This window comes from Ruegeria sp. BG10 (genome assembly GCF_056538575.1).
The window spans coordinates 43,788-65,860 of record NZ_JBQFTI010000007.1 but is presented as its reverse complement, the minus strand read 5'-3'; the positions used below and the strand labels follow the sequence as shown (position 1 = coordinate 65,860).

The 22,073-nt window shown below is 60.9% G+C and carries 30 protein-coding genes; 18 read left to right on the top strand and 12 right to left on the bottom strand.

The window, feature by feature from the left end; translation table 11 throughout:
- The first annotated feature begins 20 nt into the window (after positions 1-20).
- Genes flgG through ACR0D8_RS19915 form a run of 4 tightly spaced genes read left to right on the top strand, consistent with a single transcriptional unit; the run spans position 21 to position 2,484 of the window.
- Entirely contained in the window at positions 21-806 is a 786-nt protein-coding gene (flgG, locus tag ACR0D8_RS19930) for a flagellar basal-body rod protein FlgG (protein ID WP_480649158.1), read from the top strand.
- Entirely contained in the window at positions 806-1,222 is a 417-nt protein-coding gene (gene flgA, locus ACR0D8_RS19925; protein WP_480649157.1) for a flagellar basal body P-ring formation chaperone FlgA, read from the top strand. The genes flgG and flgA overlap by 1 nt, the downstream gene beginning before the upstream one ends.
- The gene (gene flgH / locus ACR0D8_RS19920; RefSeq protein ID WP_480649155.1) at positions 1,222-1,953 is read left to right on the top strand and encodes a flagellar basal body L-ring protein FlgH; all 732 of its coding nucleotides are present in this window, start codon (positions 1,222-1,224) and stop codon (positions 1,951-1,953) included. Before flgA ends, flgH begins: the two co-directional genes overlap by 1 nt.
- A gap of 9 nt (positions 1,954-1,962) precedes the next feature.
- Positions 1,963-2,484, top strand: a complete 522-nt coding sequence (locus ACR0D8_RS19915) for a flagellar basal body-associated protein FliL (protein WP_480649153.1) — start codon at positions 1,963-1,965, stop codon at positions 2,482-2,484.
- A 27-nt stretch (positions 2,485-2,511) separates the two neighbouring features.
- On the opposite strand, the gene ACR0D8_RS19910 is transcribed toward ACR0D8_RS19915, so the two are convergent.
- The 8 genes from ACR0D8_RS19910 to ACR0D8_RS19875 all read right to left on the bottom strand — a co-directional run bounded on the left by ACR0D8_RS19910 (position 2,512) and on the right by ACR0D8_RS19875 (position 9,570).
- Positions 2,512-2,892 (bottom strand): hypothetical protein, encoded by a 381-nt coding sequence (locus ACR0D8_RS19910; RefSeq protein WP_480649151.1) that lies wholly within the window; start codon positions 2,890-2,892, stop codon positions 2,512-2,514.
- Positions 2,889-3,977 (bottom strand): flagellar type III secretion system protein FlhB, encoded by a 1,089-nt coding sequence (gene flhB, locus ACR0D8_RS19905; RefSeq protein ID WP_480649149.1) that lies wholly within the window; start codon positions 3,975-3,977, stop codon positions 2,889-2,891. The genes ACR0D8_RS19910 and flhB overlap by 4 nt, the downstream gene beginning before the upstream one ends.
- Complete coding sequence (locus tag ACR0D8_RS19900; RefSeq protein WP_480649147.1) at positions 3,974-4,747, bottom strand: flagellar biosynthetic protein FliR; 774 nt, start codon at positions 4,745-4,747, stop codon at positions 3,974-3,976. Before ACR0D8_RS19900 ends, flhB begins: the two co-directional genes overlap by 4 nt.
- Entirely contained in the window at positions 4,744-6,771 is a 2,028-nt protein-coding gene (gene flhA, locus ACR0D8_RS19895) for a flagellar biosynthesis protein FlhA (protein WP_480649346.1), read from the bottom strand. Before flhA ends, ACR0D8_RS19900 begins: the two co-directional genes overlap by 4 nt.
- Before the next feature lie 69 nt (positions 6,772-6,840).
- On the bottom strand, positions 6,841-7,533 hold the full coding sequence (locus tag ACR0D8_RS19890; protein WP_480649145.1) for a lytic transglycosylase domain-containing protein: 693 nt from the start codon (positions 7,531-7,533) through the stop codon (positions 6,841-6,843).
- Between the two features lie 73 nt (positions 7,534-7,606).
- Entirely contained in the window at positions 7,607-8,074 is a 468-nt protein-coding gene (locus ACR0D8_RS19885) for an Lrp/AsnC family transcriptional regulator (RefSeq protein WP_475155286.1), read from the bottom strand.
- Entirely contained in the window at positions 8,071-9,303 is a 1,233-nt protein-coding gene (locus tag ACR0D8_RS19880; RefSeq protein WP_480649143.1) for an MFS transporter, read from the bottom strand. The genes ACR0D8_RS19885 and ACR0D8_RS19880 overlap by 4 nt, the downstream gene beginning before the upstream one ends.
- A gap of 3 nt (positions 9,304-9,306) precedes the next feature.
- On the bottom strand, positions 9,307-9,570 hold the full coding sequence (locus tag ACR0D8_RS19875; RefSeq protein WP_475155279.1) for a metal-sensing transcriptional repressor: 264 nt from the start codon (positions 9,568-9,570) through the stop codon (positions 9,307-9,309).
- Between the two features lie 133 nt (positions 9,571-9,703).
- Between ACR0D8_RS19875 and ACR0D8_RS19870 the strand changes: the two genes are divergently transcribed.
- From ACR0D8_RS19870 to ACR0D8_RS19840, 7 genes are all read left to right on the top strand, one after another.
- Positions 9,704-10,318 carry a ribonuclease D gene (locus ACR0D8_RS19870; protein ID WP_480649141.1) on the top strand — a complete coding sequence of 205 codons (615 nt, stop codon included), beginning with the start codon at positions 9,704-9,706 and terminating at the stop codon, positions 10,316-10,318.
- Positions 10,315-11,283: a KpsF/GutQ family sugar-phosphate isomerase gene (locus ACR0D8_RS19865; RefSeq protein WP_480649139.1), complete on the top strand. Its 969-nt coding sequence runs from the start codon at positions 10,315-10,317 to the stop codon at positions 11,281-11,283. The genes ACR0D8_RS19870 and ACR0D8_RS19865 overlap by 4 nt, the downstream gene beginning before the upstream one ends.
- Positions 11,284-11,298: 15 nt before the next feature.
- A complete protein-coding gene (gene lptC, locus ACR0D8_RS19860) occupies positions 11,299-11,898 on the top strand; it encodes an LPS export ABC transporter periplasmic protein LptC (protein WP_475155270.1) in 600 nt (199 codons plus the stop codon).
- Between the two features lie 3 nt (positions 11,899-11,901).
- Positions 11,902-12,393 carry an LptA/OstA family protein gene (locus ACR0D8_RS19855; RefSeq protein WP_475155268.1) on the top strand — a complete coding sequence of 164 codons (492 nt, stop codon included), beginning with the start codon at positions 11,902-11,904 and terminating at the stop codon, positions 12,391-12,393.
- Complete coding sequence (gene lptB, locus ACR0D8_RS19850) at positions 12,393-13,151, top strand: LPS export ABC transporter ATP-binding protein (RefSeq protein ID WP_475155262.1); 759 nt, start codon at positions 12,393-12,395, stop codon at positions 13,149-13,151. Before ACR0D8_RS19855 ends, lptB begins: the two co-directional genes overlap by 1 nt.
- A 252-nt stretch (positions 13,152-13,403) precedes the next feature.
- Positions 13,404-13,967, top strand: a complete 564-nt coding sequence (gene hpf, locus ACR0D8_RS19845; RefSeq protein ID WP_475155257.1) for a ribosome hibernation-promoting factor, HPF/YfiA family — start codon at positions 13,404-13,406, stop codon at positions 13,965-13,967.
- A gap of 60 nt (positions 13,968-14,027) precedes the next feature.
- Positions 14,028-14,492: a PTS sugar transporter subunit IIA gene (locus ACR0D8_RS19840; protein ID WP_475155252.1), complete on the top strand. Its 465-nt coding sequence runs from the start codon at positions 14,028-14,030 to the stop codon at positions 14,490-14,492.
- A 67-nt stretch (positions 14,493-14,559) separates the two neighbouring features.
- Here the strand turns inward: ACR0D8_RS19840 and dalA are convergent, their stop codons facing one another.
- Entirely contained in the window at positions 14,560-15,075 is a 516-nt protein-coding gene (gene dalA / locus ACR0D8_RS19835; protein ID WP_480649136.1) for a divisome-associated lipoprotein DalA, read from the bottom strand.
- Positions 15,076-15,243: 168 nt separating this feature from the next.
- On the opposite strand from dalA, the gene ACR0D8_RS19830 reads away from it, so the two are divergent.
- Positions 15,244-15,843, top strand: a complete 600-nt coding sequence (locus tag ACR0D8_RS19830; RefSeq protein ID WP_475155244.1) for a L,D-transpeptidase — start codon at positions 15,244-15,246, stop codon at positions 15,841-15,843.
- Between the two features lie 139 nt (positions 15,844-15,982).
- Positions 15,983-16,165: a hypothetical protein gene (locus tag ACR0D8_RS19825; RefSeq protein ID WP_010442520.1), complete on the top strand. Its 183-nt coding sequence runs from the start codon at positions 15,983-15,985 to the stop codon at positions 16,163-16,165.
- A gap of 75 nt (positions 16,166-16,240) precedes the next feature.
- Here the strand turns inward: ACR0D8_RS19825 and hemH are convergent, their stop codons facing one another.
- Both hemH and ACR0D8_RS19815 read right to left on the bottom strand, forming a co-directional pair.
- Positions 16,241-17,290, bottom strand: coding sequence for a ferrochelatase (hemH, locus tag ACR0D8_RS19820; protein WP_480649133.1), 1,050 nt, complete (start codon positions 17,288-17,290; stop codon positions 16,241-16,243).
- 57 nt (positions 17,291-17,347) lie between these two features.
- Positions 17,348-18,178: a methyltransferase domain-containing protein gene (locus tag ACR0D8_RS19815; RefSeq protein ID WP_480649131.1), complete on the bottom strand. Its 831-nt coding sequence runs from the start codon at positions 18,176-18,178 to the stop codon at positions 17,348-17,350.
- 16 nt (positions 18,179-18,194) lie between these two features.
- On the opposite strand from ACR0D8_RS19815, the gene ACR0D8_RS19810 reads away from it, so the two are divergent.
- The 5 genes from ACR0D8_RS19810 (at position 18,195) to ACR0D8_RS19790 (ending at position 21,248) form a co-directional block, all read left to right on the top strand.
- Positions 18,195-18,923, top strand: coding sequence for a double zinc ribbon domain-containing protein (locus ACR0D8_RS19810; protein ID WP_480649129.1), 729 nt, complete (start codon positions 18,195-18,197; stop codon positions 18,921-18,923).
- Between the two features lie 37 nt (positions 18,924-18,960).
- Complete coding sequence (gene grxC / locus ACR0D8_RS19805; protein WP_475155227.1) at positions 18,961-19,218, top strand: glutaredoxin 3; 258 nt, start codon at positions 18,961-18,963, stop codon at positions 19,216-19,218.
- A complete protein-coding gene (locus ACR0D8_RS19800) occupies positions 19,218-20,048 on the top strand; it encodes a carbon-nitrogen hydrolase family protein (protein WP_480649126.1) in 831 nt (276 codons plus the stop codon). Before grxC ends, ACR0D8_RS19800 begins: the two co-directional genes overlap by 1 nt.
- A 14-nt stretch (positions 20,049-20,062) precedes the next feature.
- Positions 20,063-20,503: a MarR family winged helix-turn-helix transcriptional regulator gene (locus ACR0D8_RS19795; RefSeq protein ID WP_480649125.1), complete on the top strand. Its 441-nt coding sequence runs from the start codon at positions 20,063-20,065 to the stop codon at positions 20,501-20,503.
- 61 nt (positions 20,504-20,564) lie between these two features.
- The gene (locus ACR0D8_RS19790; RefSeq protein WP_480649124.1) at positions 20,565-21,248 is read left to right on the top strand and encodes a hypothetical protein; all 684 of its coding nucleotides are present in this window, start codon (positions 20,565-20,567) and stop codon (positions 21,246-21,248) included.
- A 43-nt stretch (positions 21,249-21,291) separates the two neighbouring features.
- Here the strand turns inward: ACR0D8_RS19790 and ubiG are convergent, their stop codons facing one another.
- Positions 21,292-22,038 (bottom strand): bifunctional 2-polyprenyl-6-hydroxyphenol methylase/3-demethylubiquinol 3-O-methyltransferase UbiG, encoded by a 747-nt coding sequence (gene ubiG, locus ACR0D8_RS19785; protein WP_480649122.1) that lies wholly within the window; start codon positions 22,036-22,038, stop codon positions 21,292-21,294.
- Positions 22,039-22,073 lie beyond the last annotated feature (35 nt).

Below are 22,073 nucleotides of genomic sequence, written 5' to 3'. Positions count from 1 at the left end.
TGTAAACAGGAGGGCACGACATGCGGGCATTGAAAATCGCGGCAACAGGCATGACCGCGCAGCAGATGCGGGTCGAAACGATCTCGAACAACCTGGCGAACATGAACACCACCGGCTACAACGCGCGGCGGGCGGAATTTGCGGATCTGCATTACCAGCAGATGGCGCGGGCCGGGACAGTGAACGCCAATGACGGGACGGTCCTGCCAACCGGTGTTCAGCTTGGGCTGGGGGTGCGCCCGGCGGCGGTAACGGTGCATCTGGCGCAGGGCGCGCTGTCCGCAACCGGCAGCGATCTGGATGTTGCCATCGAGGGGCGCGGTTACCTGGAGGTGACACTAGCCAACGGACAATCTGGTTATACACGGGATGGCAGTCTGAAACGCTCGGCTGAAGGGCTGATCGTCACGTCGGACGGCTATGCCGTGGCCCCGGAAATCACCGTACCGGACGACGCCCGGTCGATCTCGATCAATGCTTCGGGCGAGGTCTATGCCTATTTCGATGATGCGCCGGAGGGGCAGCTATTGGGCGAGTTCACCTTGGCCAGCTTCTCGAACGCCAAGGGGCTCGAAGCGATCGGCAGCAACCTGTTCAAGGAGACCGAAGCCTCGGGTGCGCCCGTGGTCGGCACCCCGGGTGAAGACGGTCTGGGCACCATGCGTCAGGGATATCTGGAAGACAGCTCGGTTGATGCGGTGCGCGAGGTGACCGAGTTGATTGAGGCACAGCGGGGATATGAAATGAACGCCAAGGTCATTTCCGCCGTCGATCAGATGATGGGCGCAACCACGCAGGTGCGGTGATGCGGGTTCTGGCCCTGTTTGTGTCGCTTGTTTGGCCGGCTCTTCTCTGCGCCGACATTGTCGTTCCGACGCGCACCATTCGTGCCAGGGAAATCATCACGGCAGGCGATCTGGAAGTCAGCGCCCGGCAGGTGCCGGGTGCAGTGACCGATCCCGAAACGCTGATCGGGCAAGAGGCCCGCAAGGCCCTGTATCCCGGGCGCCCCATTCACGGCAGCGATTTCGGACCGCCAGCGCTTGTCGACCGCAACGATCTGGTGGTCCTGGTGTTCGACCGCCGCCCGCTGTCGATCACGGCCGAAGGCCGCGCGCTGGGCCGCGGCGCGGCGGGTGACCGGATCCGGGTCATGAACCTGTCGTCCCGGTCGACCGTCACAGGCGTTATCCGGCCGGACGGCCAAATCGAGGTGAAATGATGTCAGGATTATCGAAAGCGCTGTGGATAGCCGTGATTGCAGTGTCGGCCTGCGGGCGCGTGGATCATCTGGGAAAGCCTCCCAGTTTCACACCCAATGAAGATTCGCCGGAACATGTCGCGATGCTATGGCCCGGTCTGCCCCTGCACACACAGCCGCAGCGCAATGTCGACAGATCCTCGTTATGGAGTGGCGGTCAGCAGTCGCTGTTGGGCGATCAGCGGGCGATCAAGAAGGGCGACATCCTGACAGTGGTGATCGAGCTGGACGAGAAGGCCGAATTCTCGAATGACACGGAACGGTCCCGTTCGGGGTCCGAAGCCCTTGGGATCGTTGGCCTGTTCGGGTTGCCCCAGCGCGCGGCCGAGCATTTGCCGGACGGAGCTACGCTGGAAGAAGCGGTTTCGATCGACTCGTCCTCGAAAAGCAGCGGCGAAGGATCGGTGAAACGCAAGGAAAAGCTGACCCTCCGGGTTGCCGCCACGGTGATCGACGTATTGCCAAACGGCGTCCTGTCTATCTCGGGCTCGCAAGAGCTGCGCGTCAATTTCGAACTGCGCGAGCTGTTGGTGGCCGGGTATGTGCGGCCACAGGATATCTCGCGCAAGAACGAGATCACCTATGACAAGATCGCCTCTGCGCGGGTGTCCTATGGCGGGCGCGGGCAGATCACCGATGTGCAGCAGCCGCGTATCGGTCAGCAGATTCTGGATGCCGTGCTGCCCTATTGAGGTCTGGATATGATGAAGAAACTTGTACCCGTATTATTCCTGCTGGCCGGGCTGGGCGGCGGCATAGGTGCCGGCGTCTTTCTGACCCCGTCCGGGCAGGCGGCGACGGACTCGAAAGAGGCGAAGGCTGGCTCGGAACCCAAATCGACGAAGGACAAACCGGTCAAATCCAAGACGGGGAAGTCGGGCAAGGAGAACAGCAAGGGTGAGTTTGAATACCTGAAGCTGACCAAACAATTCGTCGTTCCGGTGGTCGACTCGGATCGTATTGCGGCTCTGGTCACCATGTCGCTGAGTCTTGAGATCACGCCAGGCATGACCGAGGCATTTTATGCGATCGAACCCAAACTGCGCGACGGGTTTCTGCAGGTGATGTTTGATCACGCAAACACGGGCGGTTTCGACGGCGCCTTTACCGAGTCCGACAATCTGAAAGTGTTGCGCAAGGCACTGCTGGAAACGGCGCGCAAGGATCTGGGCGACGATGTATCACAGGTTTTGATTCTGAGCGTCAGTCGCCAGGACGCCTGACCGCATCGGCGCGCATTGCGCCCCGGATCACCAAGATTTCTTGCCTTGCGTTCGACGGTTCGTCGCTTTTTGAGCCGCCGCCAAGTTTGCGACCGCCTGTTTCCGGCCAAAAGCCGCGCGCAGCGCGTCCAAAGCTGTGAGCTTTTGCGCCCGCAGCCGGGCCAGTTGGGTGTTCAGCTGCCGGCGGGTGGACGATTCCCAGCCTTGCCACAGAACATCCGTGCCGGTGATGCGGTACCCATCCGCCAACGCGCTTTCCCGGCGACATTGGCGGGCCTGGGCATCCAGCCGGGCCAGTTGGGTCTGAACCCGGGCCTCCGCCTCGATCAGGGGGCGCAATATGTTGTATTCCTTTTGGAACCCTGCCTCGGTCACGTGTTCCAGATCGGACAATTCCGCAGGTGTCATCTGATTTGTCCCTTCGCTCGTTTGCGCATCGCCTCGGCAAATCTGATCGCAGCCGCAACCGGGCGGTAATAGTCTTCCGCGATTTCCTGTCCAATCTCGATGGTGGCGTGAAGGGCGCGTGCGGTCGGCGGGTCCGAGTGGATCGGAACCCCTGCCTGCGCGGCAGCCGTACGAATGGCAGTGGCGACCTCATCGACACCCTTGGCCACACAGACCGGGGCAGAGCCTGCAGCCCTGGACCATTTCAACGCCACCGCGAAATGGGTCGGGTTGACGATCACGACATCGGCCTTCGGCACATCCGACATCATCTGGTTCGTTGCGATGTCCTGCGCGCGCTGCCGGCGTTGCTGTTTGACATGCGGGTCGCCTTCGGCATCCTTGGTCTCGTCCTGAATTTCCTTGCGGGACATCCGGTTCTTGCGCATGTGTTCCGAGTACTGCCACACATAATCGACCGCGCCGATCACCAGCGCCACGGCGATGACGATGAATAGGAAGCGAAACAACAGGTTCATCATCAGCATCACCGACGACCGCGCCGGCGCGGCGCTGGCCGACAGGATGTCGCTGAGGTTGGCGCGCAGGAAAAGCGTCAGGCAGGTGCAGTAGATTGCAAGCTTCACGAAGCTTTTGGCGAATTCGAACAGGCCGCCCCGCCCGAACTTGTTTTTCGCGTTTGACGGGATCGAGATGCGCGACAGCTTTGGCTTCAGCTTGCCGGGCGCAAATACCAGTGCGCGCTGGGCAATCAGGCTCAGCAATACGGCGGTGGCAGGCAGAGCGAACAGAATGGAAACGGAATACAGCGCCGCCTTCAGCATCCCGCCAACCGGGTTGACGGCCGGGCCATCGGTCAGCAAAGGCCCGATTTCGCCGGACTGCTCGATCAGGACAACAAACAGCGATCCGATGTGTTGAACACCCATCTGCCCGGCGGCCAGCAAGGCGATAAGAAAACCGGAATACGCCGCAACAACGGACAGGTCGTTGGATTTGGCGACCTCGCCTTCTTCCCGTGCCTTCCGGAGTTTTTCCGGTGTCGGTTCATATGACTTGTCGCTGTTATCCTCCGCGCCGCTCATCGTGCGCCCTCAAGCGGGTTTACCATAAAGGCGAACATGGCATCGGACCACACCGATAGGATCAGAGGAGTGCCCGCAAACAGCAGGAACAGGCCCGCGAAGGTGATGGCTGGGGCACCGACAAAGGCTACCATCAACTGCGGCATCGCGCGGTTGATGACCCCGAGCGCGAGGTTATAGATCAGCGAGGCGATTACAAACGGCATGGCCAGCGCGAAAGCCATGCCAAAGCTGCGCGTGATCTGCTGCACGCCCCATTGCGACAGATCGGGCGCCATCGGAGCAATACCCATCGGAAACAGCGAGTAGCTGTAGATTAGGAACTGCGCGACGCGAATGTGCAGGCCCAGCAGCACCGCCAAGGCCAATCCCGCCAGAGTTAGCAGGTATCCCATCGCAGGGACCGGGTCTGCCGCCGCGCCCCCCAGAATCTGAGACAATGAGGTCGCCTGCGCGGCAATCGACCCGGCCGTTTGCAGGGCCAGAACGAACAAGCGCAGGCCCAGGCCCAGAACCCCTCCGATCAGGGTCTCGACCACAATCATCCGTGCCAATGGAAACAGGTCAGGTGCGGTCCCCGCAGCCTGCACCGCAGGCGCCACAATCAAGGTGAACGCCACCGCGATCCCGAGCTTGACGCGGGTCGGGATGCTGCGTTCCCCGAAGGCGGGCAGCAACGAGACCATGGCAGAGACGCGCAGGAAGACGGCAAACATATGCCACAGACCCTCGCCCAACTGGGGCAGAAGCTCTGGCGGCAGCGAGATCACGCGGGCACCGTTCCGACCAGCGCGGGGCGTGCCTCGAGCCCGATTTCCTCGAAGGAGAGAACCGGATTGGTGATGCCGCGCGCGTGCATGATGGTGCGCAGTAGCCTGCGCCGGCGGGTGGATGTGACCAGTGCCGGGAACAGCCCGTGATCGGCGGATTGTGCCACACTGTTGACTACGCCATCGGCCAGCTTGTTGAACAGGTTCGGCGGCAGCGCCACGTCCAGTCCGGCATTTGGCGCGTCGATTTGGTAGGTGGCGAAGGTATCTTCCCATTCCGGGGCCAGCTGAATCAGGGGAATCGAGCCATCCTCGCGTCTCATTTCGGCCACCAGTTGGAACCCCAGCCGCTGCCGGACCAGCTCGCAAATGCCTTCGGGCTGGGTGGTGGTCAGCCGTGCCTCGGCCACGCTTTCCAGGATCAGGGCCATGTTTCGGATCGACACCTTTTCATCCAGCAGCAGACGCAGAACCGCGTGCAGCGTGTTGATCGGCACCTTGTCGGGGATCAGTTCGTCCAACAGCTTGCGGTTTGCTTCGGCCCGAACCGGATCGCTGAGCCGCGCCATCTCGGACAGCAGACGGCGCAGGGATTTCAGGGTCAGTAGGCGCGAGAAATTCTGTTTGATGATCTCCAGCAGATGAGTGGCCAGGATTTCGGGCGGCGAGACAATCGTCGCCCCGCTCATCGCTGCAGCTTCCTGATCCTTGGGCAGGATCCAGCGGGCGGGGGCGCCGTAGACCGGTTCTGTCACATCATTGCCCTCGGGCAGCAGGTCATGGCCGTCCTGCACCAGCGCCAGAACCAGATCGGGGTTCAGAACACCGCGGGCCTGCTCGACCCCCTGCACCTTGACGACATAGGTGCCCATGGGCAGCTCAGCCCGGTCGGTCAGCCGGATATCCGGCAGGATCAACCCAAAGCTGGAGGCGACATAGGTCCGCATATTGGCGATCCGCGCGTCCAGGCCGGTGCCGGGGTTCAGCACCATGCTGACCAGATCGGGGGCGAACTCAAGATGCACATCGTCCAGATCCAGAATGTCGCCGATGGCCTGAGAGATCGGGGCCTCATCCTGCGGCGCTGTGGTCAGGGCCTCGGCCGCCTCGGCCTTTTGCTTGCGCTGCACGTAATAAGCCGCGTAACCCAGCACGCCCGCACCCAGAATAAAGGGCAGAAACGGCAGGCCGGGCACCAGCGCGAACAGGACCATCAGAACCGCAACCGTCGCCAACGCGGCGGGGTGCCGCCCCAATTGCGAGAATATCGCGCTGTCGGTCGCCCCTTGTGTCCCGCCCCGCGCCAGCAGCAGTGCGGAAGCGATCGAGATGATCACCGCGGGGATCTGCGACACCAGCCCGTCGCCGACGGTCAGGATGGCATAGGTCTCAAACGCCGAGGATACAGGCATCCCGTGCACGATCACGCCCATGATCAGACCCATCACAAGGTTCAGCAGCGTGATCAGCAGCCCGGCAATCGCGTCGCCCTTGACGAATTTCGAGGCACCGTCGAGCGAGCCGAAAAAGGTCGTCTCCTGCTGTTCGCGCTCACGCCGTTCCTTGGCCTGCTGATGGTCGATGGCCCCGGCGGACATGTCGCTGTCGATGGCAAGCTGCTTGCCCGGCATCCCGTCCAAGGCAAAGCGCGCGCCGACCTCGGCCATGCGGGCGGCGCCTTTGGTGATGACCATGAAATTCACGATCAGCAGAACCCCGAACACCACCAGACCCAGGAAAATGCTGCCGCCCATGACGAAATTGGCAAAGCCTTCGATCACGTCCCCGGCGGCGCCCGGCCCGGTGTGCCCCTGACCGATGATCAGCTTGGTCGAGGATACGTTCAGCGACAGCCGCAGCATCAGCGACGCCAGCAGGATCGTCGGGAAGGACGAGAAATCCAGCGGCCGTTCGATAAACAGCGTCAGGGTGAAGATCAGGATCGCCAGTGCAAAGGACGCCGCCAGTCCCACATCCAGCACCCAGGCGGGCATCGGCAGGATCATCATCACGATGACCGTCATCAGCGCCAGCGCCAGCAACACGGTCGGGGAAAACAGGGAACGGGCGTCGATATTGGGCACACAGGGCTCCTAGTTGAAGGGGATAAAGGCGGCAGTCGCGGTCGCGGACGGGACCAGCGACCCAAGTGTACCTGCACCAGAAGGCGGTGCCTGATCCGGGATCAGGGGCGCGGCGGCAGTGGCAAACGGATCGCGCGCTGCCGGCCCTGGCGCGGGCAGCTCCCGATCCAGCCGGGCCAGAACGGTCTGAAACCGATCGGAATAGGCATTGGCCAGCGATGGGGTGCGGGAATGGAAAGCGCCGACGGCGGCAGGCCAGGACCCAAGTTCGGCATGAAGGTCTTTCAGGAATCTTGCCGCATAGGCCGCGTTTTCATCCGGATCAAACATGGCATCGATGGACCGAAATGCCTTGCCGTGCCAGCGGTAGTTGATCTGAAAGCAGCCGATGTCAAAGCTGCGCGTGCCCGCTTTGAAGATATTGAAAACATAGGTTTTCGCCTCGAATTCGGAGGCGAACCAATATCCCTGACCTTCGACGTTGATGGTCCAGGGCCAGGGTTCCAGACGTCCGTCCCGGACGCGCCCGGTTTCCACCCGGGCGATTGCACGCATAACGTCCGGCGGCACCCCTTCGGACAGGGCGGCGCGGCGTGCGGCAGTGTCGCAGATGCCTGCGATGCGGGCGGCGGGCAGGGCCAGACCCTGTTGTGCCACCAGCAGGGCGACAATTGCCGCCAGGAATATCGTGCGATTTGGCATTCTGCCGGTCCGGGATTCTGATCAATCCGGTTCAGGCTAGTCGCGCCGGGGTTTATAGAGGGTTATCAGCCGCTCAAATTCGATCGATCCGACGGCCGAACACGACGCTGGTATTGGTGCGCAGAACACCGGGGATTTTGGCCAGATCGTCGACCAGAATGTCCAGGTCCTCGATCCTCGGGGCCTCGGCCGACAACAGCAGGTCGAACTCACCATTGATCGACAGGCAAAGCTTTACCTCGGGATAAGCTTCGAGCCGCTTGATGATGCGCGTGGTTTCCTTTTGCTGCACTTCCAGCAGCACGACGACCTGCACGCGCGGGGCGTCGTCGGGGCTATTCAGGACCACCGAATACCCGGCGATCACGCCGCGTTCCTCCATCCGTTTGATGCGTTCGATCACGGTTGTCCGGGCCACGCCCAGTTTCGCGGCGATCTTGGTGGTGGACTCGCGGGCGTTGTGTTGCAGGGCTGAGATTATGCGGCGGTCAAGCTGATCCATGGTAGCCAAGGTGTAGTGCAGAGTGGCAGGGATGCTCAAGACATGTCAGGGTGTTCTTTTGAAACGGCTTTCTGATCGGCATCCGGCCGGATGAGTGTGGCCGCAATCAGCCCGGGGACCGCGGCCAGCGTCATCCATGCAAGCGCTTCGGCCGTGCTTTGGGTCGTCATGAGCCAGCCCGCCAGCGGATACAACACCAGCCAGCAGGCATGCGACAGGGTGAACTGGGCTGCAAAAACCGCCGGGCGATCCTCGGGGCGGGCGGAACGGGTCAGCAGGCGACCCGATGGCGTCAGCGTTGCCGAGTATCCGAAGCCAACACAGGCCCACAAAGCGGCAAGACCGGCCAGTGACATTGGCACAACCGCAAACAGACCCGCGGACAGGACGAGCGAGATTGTGCCGAACACCGCACCGGCTCGCATGACGGTGCGGTCCTTGTGCCTGTCCAGCAGGCCCGGAAGTACCACGGCCGCCAGCATGGAGCCGCCGCCATACCCGGCCAGCGCAACGGCAACGGCGCTTTCGGACAGCCCCAGATCGGCGCGTACGATGACAACGGTGTTGACGATGACCGTCGCGCTCAGCGCTGCGGCCGCCCATGTCAGCGCGAGCAGGCCACGCAGGCGGGGGGTGTTCAGATACATGCGAAGGCCGCGCGTCGTCCGATCGTAAATTCCGCGACGCCGAGTGGGTCTGGGCGAGGGCAGAGCAACCGAAATCACCAGCAGGGCCGAGGCTAAAAAGCCCAGACCGGTACCCCAGAACAGGCTGTCGAAACTGACAACCAGCAGCAACCCGGCAGCAAGCATCGGGCTGACCAGGCTTTCCATGTCATAGGCCAGCCGCGACAGGGACAGGGCCCGCGTGTAATCCTGTTCGTCCGTCAAAACGTCCGGAATGGTGGCCTGAAAGGCCGGAGTGAATCCGGCTGAGGCCGATTGCAGCAGGAAGATCAGAACGTAAACCTGCCAGACCTCGGTCACGAAGGGCAGGCACACGGCCACAAGCGCCCGAACCAGATCCAGCACCACCAGCATGCGCCGCCGGTCCATCCGCTCGGCAAACGCGGCGGCAACGGGGGCGATGACCACATAGGCGACCATCTTGATCGTCAGCGCGGTTCCCAGAACCAGCCCCGCGGCGTCCCCGGCCAGATCATAGGCCAGCAAGCCCAGTGCAACGGTCGCCAGCCCGGTGCCGGTCAGCGCCACGACCTGAGCGGCCAGCAAATGGCGATACACCCGGTTTTGCAGGACCCGCAGCATGGCCTACAGATACTTGGTGATGGCTTTGAAATCCTCGACATCGTTCCGGTCGCCCTGAGCCCCGGGAGACAGGCAATGATCGATGTGGTCGTGTATCAGAACGCGTTTGGCATTGGTGATCGCCTTTTCCACCGCAAAAAGCTGCTGGGCTATGTCCGTACAGGGGGCCTGATCGTCCATCATTTCGATCACTTTCGCCAGATGACCATGCGCCCGTTTCAGGCGCGCCTTGATCTGAGGGTGCGAGTCGTGGATGTGCTGAGTCATGAATTATCCTTATCCTCCCCATGGGGATAAAGTCAAACTCGGACCGTCCGAACAGTGGGATCATGCCTATGGCGTTGAGTTTATAGGTCAAACCCCCTATCTCGGGGGCGACAGCGCATAAAGGAAGACCCCCGTGGCGAACTATCTTTACAAAAACGACCTGCCGGACGGGCTGAATCTGGGCCCCGTTGTGGCCATAGATTGCGAAACCATGGGGCTGAACCCGCACCGTGACAGGCTCTGTGTGATCCAGATGTCGGGTGGCGACGGCAACAGCCATATCGTTCAGGTCGGAAAAGACCAGACCGAGGCACCGAACCTTTGCGCCATGCTGGAAAACCCGGATGTGCTGAAACTGTTCCATTTCGGCCGGTTCGATATTGCCGCGATGTACCACAGTTTTGGCGCGCTGGCCGCGCCGGTCTATTGCACCAAGATCGCCAGCCGACTGGTCCGCACCTATACCGACCGGCACGGGCTGAAGAACCTGTGTCAGGAACTGATCGGCGTCGATATCTCGAAACAGCAGCAAATGAGCGACTGGGGCGCCGAAACACTGACCGAGGCGCAGCTGGACTATGCCGCGTCGGACGTTCTGTACCTGCACCAGCTGCGCGATGCGCTGGACGCGCGCCTGGCGCGCGAAGGCCGGACCGAGATGGCACAAGCCTGTTTTGACTTCCTGCCGATGCGTGCGAAGCTGGACCTCGCCGGTTGGCCCGAAACGGATATTTTTGCGCACTCATGACCGACACCGAAGCCTTCCTCAGAACCGCCCGACAGGTTGTCACCGACGAAGCCCGCGCGCTGGACGTGCTGGCCGGAGCGCTGGACGAACATTTCGCCGAAGCGGTGCAACTGATCCTGCAGGCCGCCGGCCGCATCATCGTCAGCGGCATCGGCAAGTCGGGTCATATCGGCCACAAGATTGCGGCGACGCTGGCCAGCACCGGCACGCCCGCCTATTTCGTGCACCCGGCCGAGGCCAGCCATGGCGATCTGGGCATGGTATCCAAAGGCGATGTGGTGCTGGCGATCTCAAACTCGGGCGAAGCGCCGGAACTGGCCAATTTGTTGGCCTTCACCCGCCGCTTTGGCATTCCGCTGATCGGCCTGTCCAGCAAGCCCGAAAGCACGTTGATGAAACAGGCGGATGTGCATCTGCTGATCCCGTCGATGGGTGAGGCCTGTGGTTTCGGCATGGTGCCCTCGATCTCGACCACGCTGACGCTGGCGATGGGGGATGCGCTGGCGATCGCGCTGATGAAGTACCGCGATTTCAAGCCCGAGGATTTCCGCGCCTATCATCCCGGCGGCAAGCTGGGGGCGCGGCTCAGCACGGTGCGCGACCTGATGCATACCGGCGCAGCGCTGCCCCTGGTAAATGCCGATACCCCAATGAGCGATGCGCTGATCGAAATCAGCCAGAAAGGCTTTGGCGTCGCCGGTGTGACGGATGCGCAGGGGCAGCTGGCCGGGATCATCACCGACGGCGACCTGCGCCGCCATATGGACGGTCTGCTGGATAAGACAACTCGGCAGGTGATGACGGAAAACCCGACCACAATCGGCCCGGACGCATTGGCGGAAGAGGCCGTGGCGATCATGAATGACCGCAAGATCACTTCGCTGTTCGTCGTGGCGCCGGAACAGAATGCCCCGGCCGAAGGTCTTTTGCACATCCATGACTGCCTGCGGGTCGGTCTGGGCTAGGCGGAGGGCACAGCCGTGGATGGTCATTCCCGTATGGTGCAGTTCTTCAAGGTGGTGCTGCCGCTGGCCGCCATCGTGATTCTGTCGACTGTTTTTCTGCTTTCTCGGAGCATCGAAACCAACGTGACCGTGCCTTTTGCGCAGAACGACATCGATCAGCGGCTGGCCGATCAGGTCGTGACGCAGCCAAACTATCGCGGCACCACCCGCAAGGGCGAACAGGTCCAGATCGAGGCGAACAGGGCGACCCAGGGCACCGAGAATGCGACCCCGACCGCAGCCGAGTTCCGCGGCCGTCTGGGCTTGTTGAACGGCGGGGTCATCACGTTAGATTCAAATTCCGGGATGATCAGGCCCGACAAGAATACCGCCACCTTCGTCGGCGACGTAGTTATTACCACAACGGACGGTATCGAAGTCACCACGGATTTGCTGAACACCGCCCTTGACGAAATCCGCGGTGATACGCCCGGACAGGTCAATGGCACTGGGATTATTGGAGATTTTTCAGCCGGCCGGATGACCTTCGGGACAAAAAAAGAGGACGGTCCGGTCCATATTATTTTTACAGACGGGGTGAAGTTGATATATGAGCCTCAAAAAGCAGAAAGATAACCTGTGTTTCATTTTCGTGTAGCCCTAGTTTGCAGTGCCCTGGTAACCGGCGCCTTCCCCGCGACAGCGCAAGAGACCCAGGTCGGGTTCGGAGCGGTGAATAACGACCCGACTCTGCCGGTCGAGGTCACGTCGGAGACGCTGAACGTCAATCAGGAGGACGGATCGGCGGAATTTCTGGGAAATGTGATCGTCATCCAGGGGGAAATGCGCCTTACGGCCGAACGCGTGCTTGTCATCTACAATCAGGAACGCTCGGGCATCGAACGCATGGAGGCGACAGAGGATGTGGTTCTGGTCAGCCCGCCTGATGCGGCCGAAGGCGACTGGGCGGAATACACCATCGACTCGGGCGAGATCGTGATGAAGGGCAATGTGCTGCTGACGCAGGGGCCCAGCACGATCAGCGGCGATCAGATGAATGCCAATCTGACCACCGGCAAGGCGACTGTCACGGGCAACGTCAAAACCATTTTGCAATCGGGTAAAGAGTAATGGCGCGACCACACCTGTCCGTCGCCGAGGGAAATTCCGGCCTCAGGATCGAAAAGCTGCGGAAATCCTACCGCAAAAAGACCGTGATCCGGGATGTCTCGATGACGCTGGACCGGTCCGAAGTGGTGGCGCTGCTGGGCCCGAACGGGTCGGGCAAGACCACGACGTTTTATTCCGTGGCCGGGCTGGTTTTCCCCGAGGCCGGAACGGTCACGATTGACGGCCAGACCGTCACGACCCTGCCGATGTATCGCCGCGCCCGTCTGGGTATCGGCTATCTGCCGCAGGAGATGTCGATCTTTCGCGGCATGAGCGTCGAGGACAATATCGCGTCGGTTCTGGATATCACGGTCAGCCACGCACATCGCCGTAAGGAGCGGCTGGAAGAACTGTTGTCGGATTTCTCGATCGAACACCTGCGCCGCGCCCCTGCGCTGGCCTTGTCGGGGGGCGAGCGCCGCCGGGTCGAGATCGCCCGTTGTCTGGCGGCCGATCCGAAGTATCTGCTGCTGGATGAACCCTTTGCCGGCGTCGATCCGATCAGCGTGGGCGATATCCGCCATCTTGTCGCCGATCTGAAAAAACGCGGGATCGGCGTGCTGATCACCGACCACAACGTGCGTGAAACGCTCGAAATCGTGGACCGCGCCTATATCCTGCATGACGGTCAGGTTCTGATGTCCGGCACCCCGGACGAAGTCGTCGAAAACGAAAACGTGCGGCGGGTCTATCTGGGCGAAAACTTCCGTATTTCATGAGGTTGCGCGGTAATGCGCCGAGCGCATGGCGGAAATCACGTATATACACGCCTGTTTTGATTGACTCTTCCTCCGTCTCTTGCCTCAATTGGGTTATGGCATTTCTTCGGTTCCCGTCTGGATCACGATGCCCCTTCGTCGAAGGGCGAGCGGTTCGGCTACCGCAGGAAACGCCGATATCCCCCACCCGATAAAAACAAGTGCGTCCCGTAACGTGACGTCAAAATGGGTGTGAATTGTGAAGGAGATCACATGCGTTACCAAATCAGCGGAAAACAGATCGACATCGGTGTAGCACTTCAGACTCATGTGCAGACCGAACTGGGCGATGTCGTGGGCAAATATGCCCAGCGGCCGACTGACGCCAATGTCGTCTTTTCCCGTTCCGCGCATGAATATGTGTGCGAAACCACTGTGCATCTTTCCACCGGCCTGACGGCGCAGGCCAAAGCGCATGCAACTGAAATCTACGCGGCATTTGAGGCATGCTGCGACAAGATGGAAACCCAGTTGCGCCGCTACAAGCGTCGTCTCAAGGACCACCACAAGGATCGGGCTGAGCCGGTTGAACTCTTTGGTGCTTCCTCTTATATCCTCGCCTCTGACGAATCGGAGACGGCTGACGAGCCTGACTCTCTGCAGCCGATGATTGTGGCTGAGATGGAAACCAAAATCCCATCGCTGAGTGTTGGTGAAGCCGTTATGCAGATGGAACTGGCTGGCGCTCCGGTGCTGGTGTTCCGGAATGAAAACAAGGATGGATTGAATGTCGTGTATCGTCGGGATGACGGTAATATCGGCTGGATCGATCCGTAACAGGCAAGAATAGCAAGGTAAGCCCCTGCGCAAGCGGGGGCCCCGCCACGGAGCGTGATCATGGAGCTTTCGAGCATACTGAAGCCCGAAGCAGTACGTGTATTGTCCGCCGCTTCCAGCAAGAAGCGGCTGTTTCAGGAAGTCGCCGATGTTGCAGAGGCGGCGCTAGGTCTTGAGGCCCAGATTGTTGTCGACGGGTTGCTGGAACGGGAAAGCCTGGGGCCGACCGGCGTGGGCCATGGCGTGGCGTTACCGCATGCGCGCATGTCCGAGCTTGAGGTCGTTTCCGGGGTATTCGTGATGCTGGAAAAGCCGATTGATTTCGGATCGGTTGATCGGCAGCCGGTCGATATCGCCTTTGCCCTTTTCGCGCCCGAAGAGGCCGGTGTGGATCACCTGAAAGCACTGGCGCTGGTGTCCCGGACCCTGCGCGACACCTCGGTTTGCGCAAAACTCCGGGCCAACCCGGACCCGGTCAAGCTTTACGCCATCCTGACCGAAGCCCAGTCGATGCAGGCAGCCTGACATTCGGAAGATACAAAAAAGCCCCCGGATTTGCGGGGGCTTTTTGATTCCGGGGTTGCGGTCTGGGTCAGCCGCCGGTTCCCATTTCCAGCGTCCACCAGATTTTGCCGCCGCCTTCCTGATGCCAGGCAAAGCCCATCTGCGAGGCTTTGGGGTCCATGATCACCGCGCGCGGTCCGGGCTCCTGCATCCAGGCGGCCAGCGTTTCGGTCTCTGTCTCGTAGGTCTCGGAAATGGCTTCGCCCAGGAAGGTGCCATAGTAACCTACGCGCTGGGCACGATCCAGCGGCGACGATCCGTCAGAGCCAAAGTGCCAGGGGCGGTTCTGCCGCGCCATATCTTTGGAATGCGTGGCCGCCGCGGCATTCAGCTGCGCATTCAGCTGAACCGACTGCAACCCCTGCGCCTGGCGCAGCGCATTGACCGAATCAAGCATGCGGAACTGCAGTTTTTCCGGGTTGCCCCGGATCTTGTAGACCGTCGGCAAAGGACGGCCATCGGTCCCGTAGGTCGGCGTGCTGCCGGTGGTACATGCGGCCAGTGCGATAAGGCAAACGGACAGTAAGGATAAGATACGCGTCATGATCGACCTGATAATTGTGTTGCCCTACGGCATAACGCGACAGACCGCCCTGAGCAAACCTGCTTTGACGCTGTTTCGCGTGATTCTGCCGGTTTGATTTGCGACTGAAGCATTCTGGCAATAAAATGTGCCAGAATTTCAGATGGCCTTAGCAAAGGACCGCCCGTCATGGTCAAGAAACGCATTCACTCTTCCACCCGCCGTGGATTCCTGGCAGGTGCTTCGGCCCTTGTGGCTTCGCCGGCAATCGCCCAGTACATCCCCGGTGATCCGTTGCGCCCGGCACCCGAGGCGGAACCACAGGTGCGCCGCAACATATCGGGGTTCCGTGCGCTGGACTGGCAGCCCTATTTCTCGAACACCAATAACGGGGCCATTCTGGTCGATACGGTTTCGCGGGCATTGCACTACTGGTCCGAAGATCAGCGGGTGTACAGGCTGTACCCGTCCTCGGTGCCGCTGACCGAGGAGCTGACGCGCCGCGGTCGCACCAGCGTGATCCGCAAGGTCGAAGGGCCCAGCTGGTCGCCGACCCCATCAATGAAGAAGCGAAACCCCGAATGGCCGGACTATATCCCCCCGGGTCCCGATAACCCATTGGGAACACACGCTTTGTATCTTAGCTGGAAATATTACCGCATCCACGGAACCCATGACACGCGGAAAATCGGCCGCCGGTCGTCGAATGGCTGCATCGGCCTGTTCAACGAAGACATTCAGGAATTGTTTTCAATGGCGCAGGTTGGCACGCAAGTGTTGCTTATTTGACGACATTTTCGCGCACGAACCCGCTTGCGCCGTAAGTTCCAATTGCATTCCAGTCGGATAGCTGATTAGAAAAAAACACGAGGTAAGTCTTGGGTGTATGGTTTCACTATTTGGAACCGTGCAAATTCTGGAGGTTAATATGAAGAAACTCGTTCTCGCCGCTGCACTGACCGCTGCTGCTTCGACCGCATATGCCGGCAACCTGGAAGAGCCGGTTGTTGAAGCACCGGTTGTTGTTGAAGAAACCCAGGGTTCGTCGCAGGGCATCATCCTGCCGCTGATCCTGCTGGTCGTTGTTGCCGCAGCTGTTGCAGCAAGCTAAGTCGACGAGCATTGTTTAGAGAAAAGGCGGTGGAGCGATCCACCGCCTTTTTTCATGCCTGACGGGTTGGGTCGGTCAATCCAGCCAGCCTTTCAGATTGTCTTCGATCACCTTGCCCAAAGCCGCGATGTGCGAATCATCGGCGTTGAGGCAGGGGATATAGGTGAAGGTCTCACCGCCCGCTTCTTCGAAGCTTTCCTTGATCTCTTCGTTGATCTCTTCCAGCGTTTCGATGCAATCGGCGGAAAATGCCGGTGCGATGACGGCGATGTTCTTTTTGCCCTGCCGCGCCAGTTCGGCCACGTGTTCTACCGTGTAGGGCTTTAGCCATTCCTCGGGACCGAATCGCGACTGGAAGGTCGACACCAGCTGATCGTCCGACCAGCCCAGCCGTTCCTTCAGCAAGCGGGACGTTTTTGCGCATTGGCAGTGATAGGGGTCCCCCTGCTGCAAATAGCGCTCGGGCATACCGTGATACGAACAGACCAGAATGTCCGGCTTGGTCTCCAGCTCCGCATAGGCGTTCTCCACCGATCCCGCCAAGGCGTCGATATAGGCAGGTTGATCGAAATACGCCGGTACTGTGCGCGTGGCCGGCTGCCAGGGTTCCGCCATCAGCGCACGGAAGAACTGATCATTTGCCGTGGCGGTCGTGGCCCCGGCATATTGCGGATAGAGCGGGAAAAACAGGATACGGTCGCAGCCCGCAGCCACCATCTCACGCACTTTGGATTTGGTGGACGGGTTGCCATAGCGCATACAGAAATCGACCATGACCTGATCGCCAAAACGGTCCTGCATCGCATCGCGCAACTTGGCGGTCTGATCCTTGGTGATCGTCATCAGCGGGCTTTCGCCCTTGTCGTGGTTCCAGATCGACTTGTACGCCGCGCCCGAGCTGAACGGGCGCTTGGTCAGGATGATGCCCTGCAGGATCGGTTGCCATTTCCACTTGGGATAGTCGATCACGCGCTGGTCCGACAGAAACTCGTTCAGATACCGGCGCATCGGCCAATAGCTGTAATCGTCCGGCGTGCCCAGATTGGCCAGCAGAATGCCGACGCGACCCATTTTGACCTTGGGGTGGTCGGCGGGCGCATTTGATGGGCGGGTGGCGTCAAACATGGTTCGTTTCCTGAGAGTTCTCTGTTCCGGGCTGAGATAACCGGAATTGTCCGGTCGTCAATTGGACAGTTTGCCTTCCTTGGTGCCCAGCGCATCGGCAAGGCGCGCCTGCGCCGATCCAGGACGCAGCGGTTTCTGCTGGCTGTCATCCGGCGACCAGCCGGTCAGGCAGATCAATTCGAAGGTGGCGGCCAGACGCCCCCGGGGCGTGGCGAAGTGGTCCGCATAGATTTGCTGGGCGCGGGCGAAGACCTGCCGCCGGGTCGGGTGTTTCACGCGGCCAGAAAGGCTGTTGACCTCTCCCATCGCGCGCAGATCTTGCATCAGGTGGGTCAGGTCGCGATATTCCGCCGTCAGGCGCGCGGTGTCAGCCACCGGCAGGGCCAGACCCGCCCGTTGCAGCAATCCGCCCAGATCGCGCAGCTCGGCCATGGGCGCGACGCGGGGGCTGAGGCCGCCGGTCGCCTCAACCTCGGCCTGCCCGAGGGCCGCGCGCAGTTCGTGCAGGGTTTCGCCGCCCAGACACACGACCAGCAGCAACCCGTCAGGTTTCAGGGCGCGATGGCATTGGATCAGCTGCCCTACCGGATCGTTGGCCCAGTGCAGCGCCATGGCATGGATCACCAGATCATGCGCGCCGGACTTCAGCGCCAGCATTTCGTCATCCGCGACGATTTCGGCCCCCGGCAGCACCTCCTGCCAGATATGCGCAAACGGCGTCACAATCGCCGGTGCCGTAAAGGCTTTGTTAACCATGGAAAGCCGATCCTGAACCTCATCCACGGCGGCGTGGTGCAGGAACAGGGCTTCGTCGCGGGCGCGGGTGCGATGCCGGGCCAGGGCCGGGCGGTCAAACAGTGAGGGTGCGTTGGACTCGGGCAGTTTCATAAGGCGCAACTATCGCATGTGGCGGCGGATTCAAACCGCTGTCGAACTGATCTACCCGCCGCGCTGTCTGGGCTGCGGTGACCTGACCGAGTCCGATTTCGGTCTGTGCGGCCCCTGTTGGCGCGACACGCCCTTTATCGGTGGCGTCGTATGCGAATGCTGCGGTGTGCCTTTACCCGGTCAGGCGGATGGTCACCGGATCGAATGTGACGATTGCATGCGTGCGCCGCGCCCCTGGCAGGACGGGCGCGCGGCGCTGGTATATCAGGGCAAGGCACGGTCGTTGATCCTGGCGCTGAAGCACGGGGACAGACCGGAACTGGCGCGTCCGGCGGCCCGCTGGATGGCGCAGGCGGGACAAGAGCTGTTTCGCGACACCATGTTGATCGCGCCTGTCCCGCTGCACTGGTCCCGGTTGCTGCGGCGCCGGTACAACCAGTCGGCGCTGCTGGCGCAACATCTGGGGCGGCTGACCGGGCTGGAGGTCTGTCCGGACCTTCTGGTTCGACCTGTGCGGACCCCGGTATTGGACGGGAAAACAGCGGCGGAGCGGGCCGAAACCCTGACCGACGCCATCGCCGCCCACCCCAACAGGCGCAACAGGATGCAGGGGCGCGATGTGCTGTTGGTCGATGACGTCATGACGTCGGGCGCGACACTGACGGCCTGTTCGCGTGTCTGCCTTGCATCCGGCGCAAATCATATTTTCGTGTTGGCACTGGCGCGCGTTGCCAAGGATGCCTAATTCGCCCAAGATCACGCGAAACCCAAAGGGGCGGAATATGAAACCGGTTGAAATCTACACCTCGCCGCTGTGCGGCTTTTGCCACGCGGCCAAACGCCTGTTGAAACAGAAAGGCGTCGAATTCAAAGAGGTGGACGTGTTTTTGCACCCCAAACGCAAGCCCGAAATGATCCAGCGCGCGGGCGGCAAACGCACTGTTCCTCAGATATTCATCGGCGCGCAGCATGTCGGCGGTTGTGACGATCTCTATGAGCTTGAGCGGCAGGGCAAGTTGGATCGCCTGCTGGCGGCCTGATGAAAACCGCGCTGCTGCAGATCACCGCGTCGGATGATCCGGCCGAAAATCTGGACACGGTGCGGACTATGCTGGCTGAGGCGGCGGATCAGGGGGCGCGGTTCGTCCTGACACCCGAGGTAACCAATTGCGTCTCGACCAGCACGACGCGGCAGCGCGAAGTTCTGCAGCACGAGGAAGACGACCAGACACTGGCGGGCCTGCGCGAGCAGGCCGCCGCGCTGGGTATCTGGCTGCTGATCGGGTCGCTGGCGATCAAAACCCATGATGCGGACGGGCGGTTTGCCAACCGGTCCTTCATGATCGGACCGCAGGGGCAGATCGTCGCGCGATATGACAAGATTCACATGTTCGACGTGCAGGTCACCGAATCGGAGACTTTCCGGGAATCCAGGAACTACCGCCCCGGCGACCGCGCGGTGATTGCCGAGGCCGAATTCGGCAAGGTCGGGATGACCATCTGCTATGACGTCCGGTTTCCGGCGCTGTATGCGGCACTGGCGCAGGCGGGTGCGCGCATTCTCACGGTGCCTGCGGCCTTTTCACCGGTCACGGGTGCTGCGCATTGGGAATCGCTGCTGCGCGCGCGGGCGATTGAGAACACCTGTTGGGTGCTCGCCCCGGCGCAGACCGGAGAACACCCGAAAACCCGAGGAAAGACGCGATACACGCATGGTCACAGCATGGTTGTGGCCCCGTGGGGAGAGGTCGTCATCGACGCAGGAATCGATCCGGGCATTCACTTTTTCGATTTGGATGATAGTTCTGTGACAGAGGCGCGCCGCCGAGTGCCCTCACTGACGCATACCCGTCCCTTTGACGGGCCCTGACCCAGAACCGGACCATGGCTGACGAACACAACGCCCTAGCGGTCACGCTGTTCAGCGAGATCCTGACCGCAGATCAACTGCTGCGCAACCGGCTGAGCCGGGTGCTGCCCAAGGGCATGGAAATCTCGCATTTCTCGGTTTTGAACCATCTGGTCTTTGTGGGCGACGAACGCAGCCCGGCGCAGCTGGCCAACACATTCCACGTCACGCGTGGGGCGATGACCAACACCTTGGCCAAGCTGGAATGGGCCGGATACATCCACATCCGCCCCGACTGGGACGACGCCCGCCGCAAGATGGTCGCGATCAGCCCCGCCGGTCGCCGCGCGCGCGATCAGGCGATTTCCTCGATCGCGCCGCTGATCAACCGCGTGGTCGGAGAGCTGGGGCTGGAACGAGTGCGGAGCACACTGCCCGTTCTGCGGGATTTGCGGTTGCAGTTGGAGGGGGAGTAGGGTTTCTTCCATTTGATTGATTTAATCAGGCTGGCAAACAGCTCCGGCGGGAAGAAATAGATTGAGATTTCACATAATCCTGTTTGCCGTTATGGCCGTTTTGTTGACGGGTTGCATCAAAAAGGCGGACCGGCATCAGAAGATGGTGCTGTATTTTGATACGCCTGATGGTCCTATGACCGCGTCGAGCGTTATCCGGGTGGATTTCACCGGTGCGATAGATTGGCTGGGCAGTATGGATGGGAACCATACGGACCTTACGGGCGAAGCGGTTGTGGCGGACCTTGGCGGGCGGTATCTGTTCGCGTTGCTTGATGGAAATGCTGGCCCGTTGATCTGGTTGACCATGCGGGAAGAATTCAAGAACGTCCCCGGTTTCAAAGATGCCATTCGTGAAGTGGAGAGGCAAACGGAACCCCTCGAGGTGCCTCAAGATTTATGGCCGCGAATGGTAACTTTCCTTGGTATCAACGATCCAACATCGGCTCGGTTCGTTGATGCCAACGACATAAGTAAGAGCTTTGGCGAGAGCTACTCACTGAACCGAGTGACAATTCAGGTAACTGCAGAACCTGTTACAGAAGGTCGTGTGGCGGCGGTCTTGGGTTGGTGGTTGAGGCACCGCGTCGACGACGGACAGTATCTAAAATCCATTCGAATTCCAGACGATTCTCCCCGTGGATGGCAACATCTCAAGCCATCTTCTTTTTGGTCTACCAACCAGTTTAAGAAATACTACCAATAGGGGGGTGCGCTTGAATGCGTTTTCGCGCCCTCCCATTTAAACGTTACCCCGGCTTCACGCTCGCCGTCACATAATTCACGCTCAGATCCCGGTCTGATATCGACCAGCTCCACAGAATCGGGTTGAACACGAACCCCTTGCGGTCCACCGGGTCCAGCCCGGACTGGCGCAGCAGGTCGAACAGTTCATCCGGTGTGATGAACTTGTTCCACTCATGGGTGCCGCGCGGCAGCCAGCGCATGACGACCTCAGCCCCGAAAATCGCCATGGCATAGGATTTCGAGTTGCGGTTGATGGTCGAACAGATCTTCAGCCCGCCGGGTTTCAGCAGGGCTTGCGTGGCGGTCAGAAAGCTGAGCGGGTCGGCCACATGCTCGACCACTTCCATGTTCAGCACCACGTCGAATTGCTCGCCCGCCGCGGCCATTGCCTCGGCCGTGCTGTGGCGATAGTCGATCTGCAAACCGGACTGTTCCGCGTGAATGCGGGCGACGGGCAGGTTGCCTTCGGCGGCATCTGCGCCGACGACCTCGGCCCCCAGACGGGCCATCGGTTCGCTCAGCAATCCGCCGCCGCAGCCGATATCCAGCAGGCGCAGGCCGTCGAAGGGCTTCGCCGCTTTCAGGTCACGGTCAAACTCACCGGCGATCTGCCCGGTGATGTAATCCAGACGGCAGGGGTTCAGCATGTGCAGGGGCTTGAATTTCCCATGCGGGTCCCACCATTCGGCGGCCATCGCCTCGAATTTTGCGATCTCGGACGGGTCCACCGTGTTCGGATGCGCTTGCATTCCTGTCTCCGTATGCTCTTTTACGTTTAAGGACT

What these genes read in the sequence shown, in the direction of transcription:
- hemH (WP_480649133.1), bottom strand. Translation starts at nt 17,290, where the DNA reads ATGTTTGACGCCACCCGCCCATCAAATGCGCCCGCCGACCACCCCAAG.
- hpf (WP_475155257.1), top strand. Translation starts at nt 13,404, where the DNA reads ATGCGTTACCAAATCAGCGGAAAACAGATCGACATCGGTGTAGCACTT.
- ACR0D8_RS19875 (WP_475155279.1), bottom strand. Translation starts at nt 9,570, where the DNA reads ATGACTCAGCACATCCACGACTCGCACCCTCAGATCAAGGCGCGCCTG.
- grxC (WP_475155227.1), top strand. Translation starts at nt 18,961, where the DNA reads ATGAAACCGGTTGAAATCTACACCTCGCCGCTGTGCGGCTTTTGCCAC.
- ACR0D8_RS19825 (WP_010442520.1), top strand. Translation starts at nt 15,983, where the DNA reads ATGAAGAAACTCGTTCTCGCCGCTGCACTGACCGCTGCTGCTTCGACC.
- ACR0D8_RS19840 (WP_475155252.1), top strand. Translation starts at nt 14,028, where the DNA reads ATGGAGCTTTCGAGCATACTGAAGCCCGAAGCAGTACGTGTATTGTCC.
- ACR0D8_RS19915 (WP_480649153.1), top strand. Translation starts at nt 1,963, where the DNA reads ATGATGAAGAAACTTGTACCCGTATTATTCCTGCTGGCCGGGCTGGGC.
- ACR0D8_RS19865 (WP_480649139.1), top strand. Translation starts at nt 10,315, where the DNA reads ATGACCGACACCGAAGCCTTCCTCAGAACCGCCCGACAGGTTGTCACC.
- ACR0D8_RS19815 (WP_480649131.1), bottom strand. Translation starts at nt 18,178, where the DNA reads ATGAAACTGCCCGAGTCCAACGCACCCTCACTGTTTGACCGCCCGGCC.
- flhB (WP_480649149.1), bottom strand. Translation starts at nt 3,977, where the DNA reads ATGAGCGGCGCGGAGGATAACAGCGACAAGTCATATGAACCGACACCG.
- ACR0D8_RS19795 (WP_480649125.1), top strand. Translation starts at nt 20,063, where the DNA reads ATGGCTGACGAACACAACGCCCTAGCGGTCACGCTGTTCAGCGAGATC.
- flgH (WP_480649155.1), top strand. Translation starts at nt 1,222, where the DNA reads ATGTCAGGATTATCGAAAGCGCTGTGGATAGCCGTGATTGCAGTGTCG.
- flgG (WP_480649158.1), top strand. Translation starts at nt 21, where the DNA reads ATGCGGGCATTGAAAATCGCGGCAACAGGCATGACCGCGCAGCAGATG.
- ACR0D8_RS19910 (WP_480649151.1), bottom strand. Translation starts at nt 2,892, where the DNA reads ATGACACCTGCGGAATTGTCCGATCTGGAACACGTGACCGAGGCAGGG.
- flhA (WP_480649346.1), bottom strand. Translation starts at nt 6,771, where the DNA reads ATGACGGTCATCGTGATGATGATCCTGCCGATGCCCGCCTGGGTGCTG.
- ACR0D8_RS19880 (WP_480649143.1), bottom strand. Translation starts at nt 9,303, where the DNA reads ATGCTGCGGGTCCTGCAAAACCGGGTGTATCGCCATTTGCTGGCCGCT.
- ACR0D8_RS19800 (WP_480649126.1), top strand. Translation starts at nt 19,218, where the DNA reads ATGAAAACCGCGCTGCTGCAGATCACCGCGTCGGATGATCCGGCCGAA.
- dalA (WP_480649136.1), bottom strand. Translation starts at nt 15,075, where the DNA reads ATGACGCGTATCTTATCCTTACTGTCCGTTTGCCTTATCGCACTGGCC.
- ACR0D8_RS19810 (WP_480649129.1), top strand. Translation starts at nt 18,195, where the DNA reads ATGTGGCGGCGGATTCAAACCGCTGTCGAACTGATCTACCCGCCGCGC.
- lptB (WP_475155262.1), top strand. Translation starts at nt 12,393, where the DNA reads ATGGCGCGACCACACCTGTCCGTCGCCGAGGGAAATTCCGGCCTCAGG.
- flgA (WP_480649157.1), top strand. Translation starts at nt 806, where the DNA reads ATGCGGGTTCTGGCCCTGTTTGTGTCGCTTGTTTGGCCGGCTCTTCTC.
- ACR0D8_RS19890 (WP_480649145.1), bottom strand. Translation starts at nt 7,533, where the DNA reads ATGCCAAATCGCACGATATTCCTGGCGGCAATTGTCGCCCTGCTGGTG.
- ubiG (WP_480649122.1), bottom strand. Translation starts at nt 22,038, where the DNA reads ATGCAAGCGCATCCGAACACGGTGGACCCGTCCGAGATCGCAAAATTC.
- ACR0D8_RS19830 (WP_475155244.1), top strand. Translation starts at nt 15,244, where the DNA reads ATGGTCAAGAAACGCATTCACTCTTCCACCCGCCGTGGATTCCTGGCA.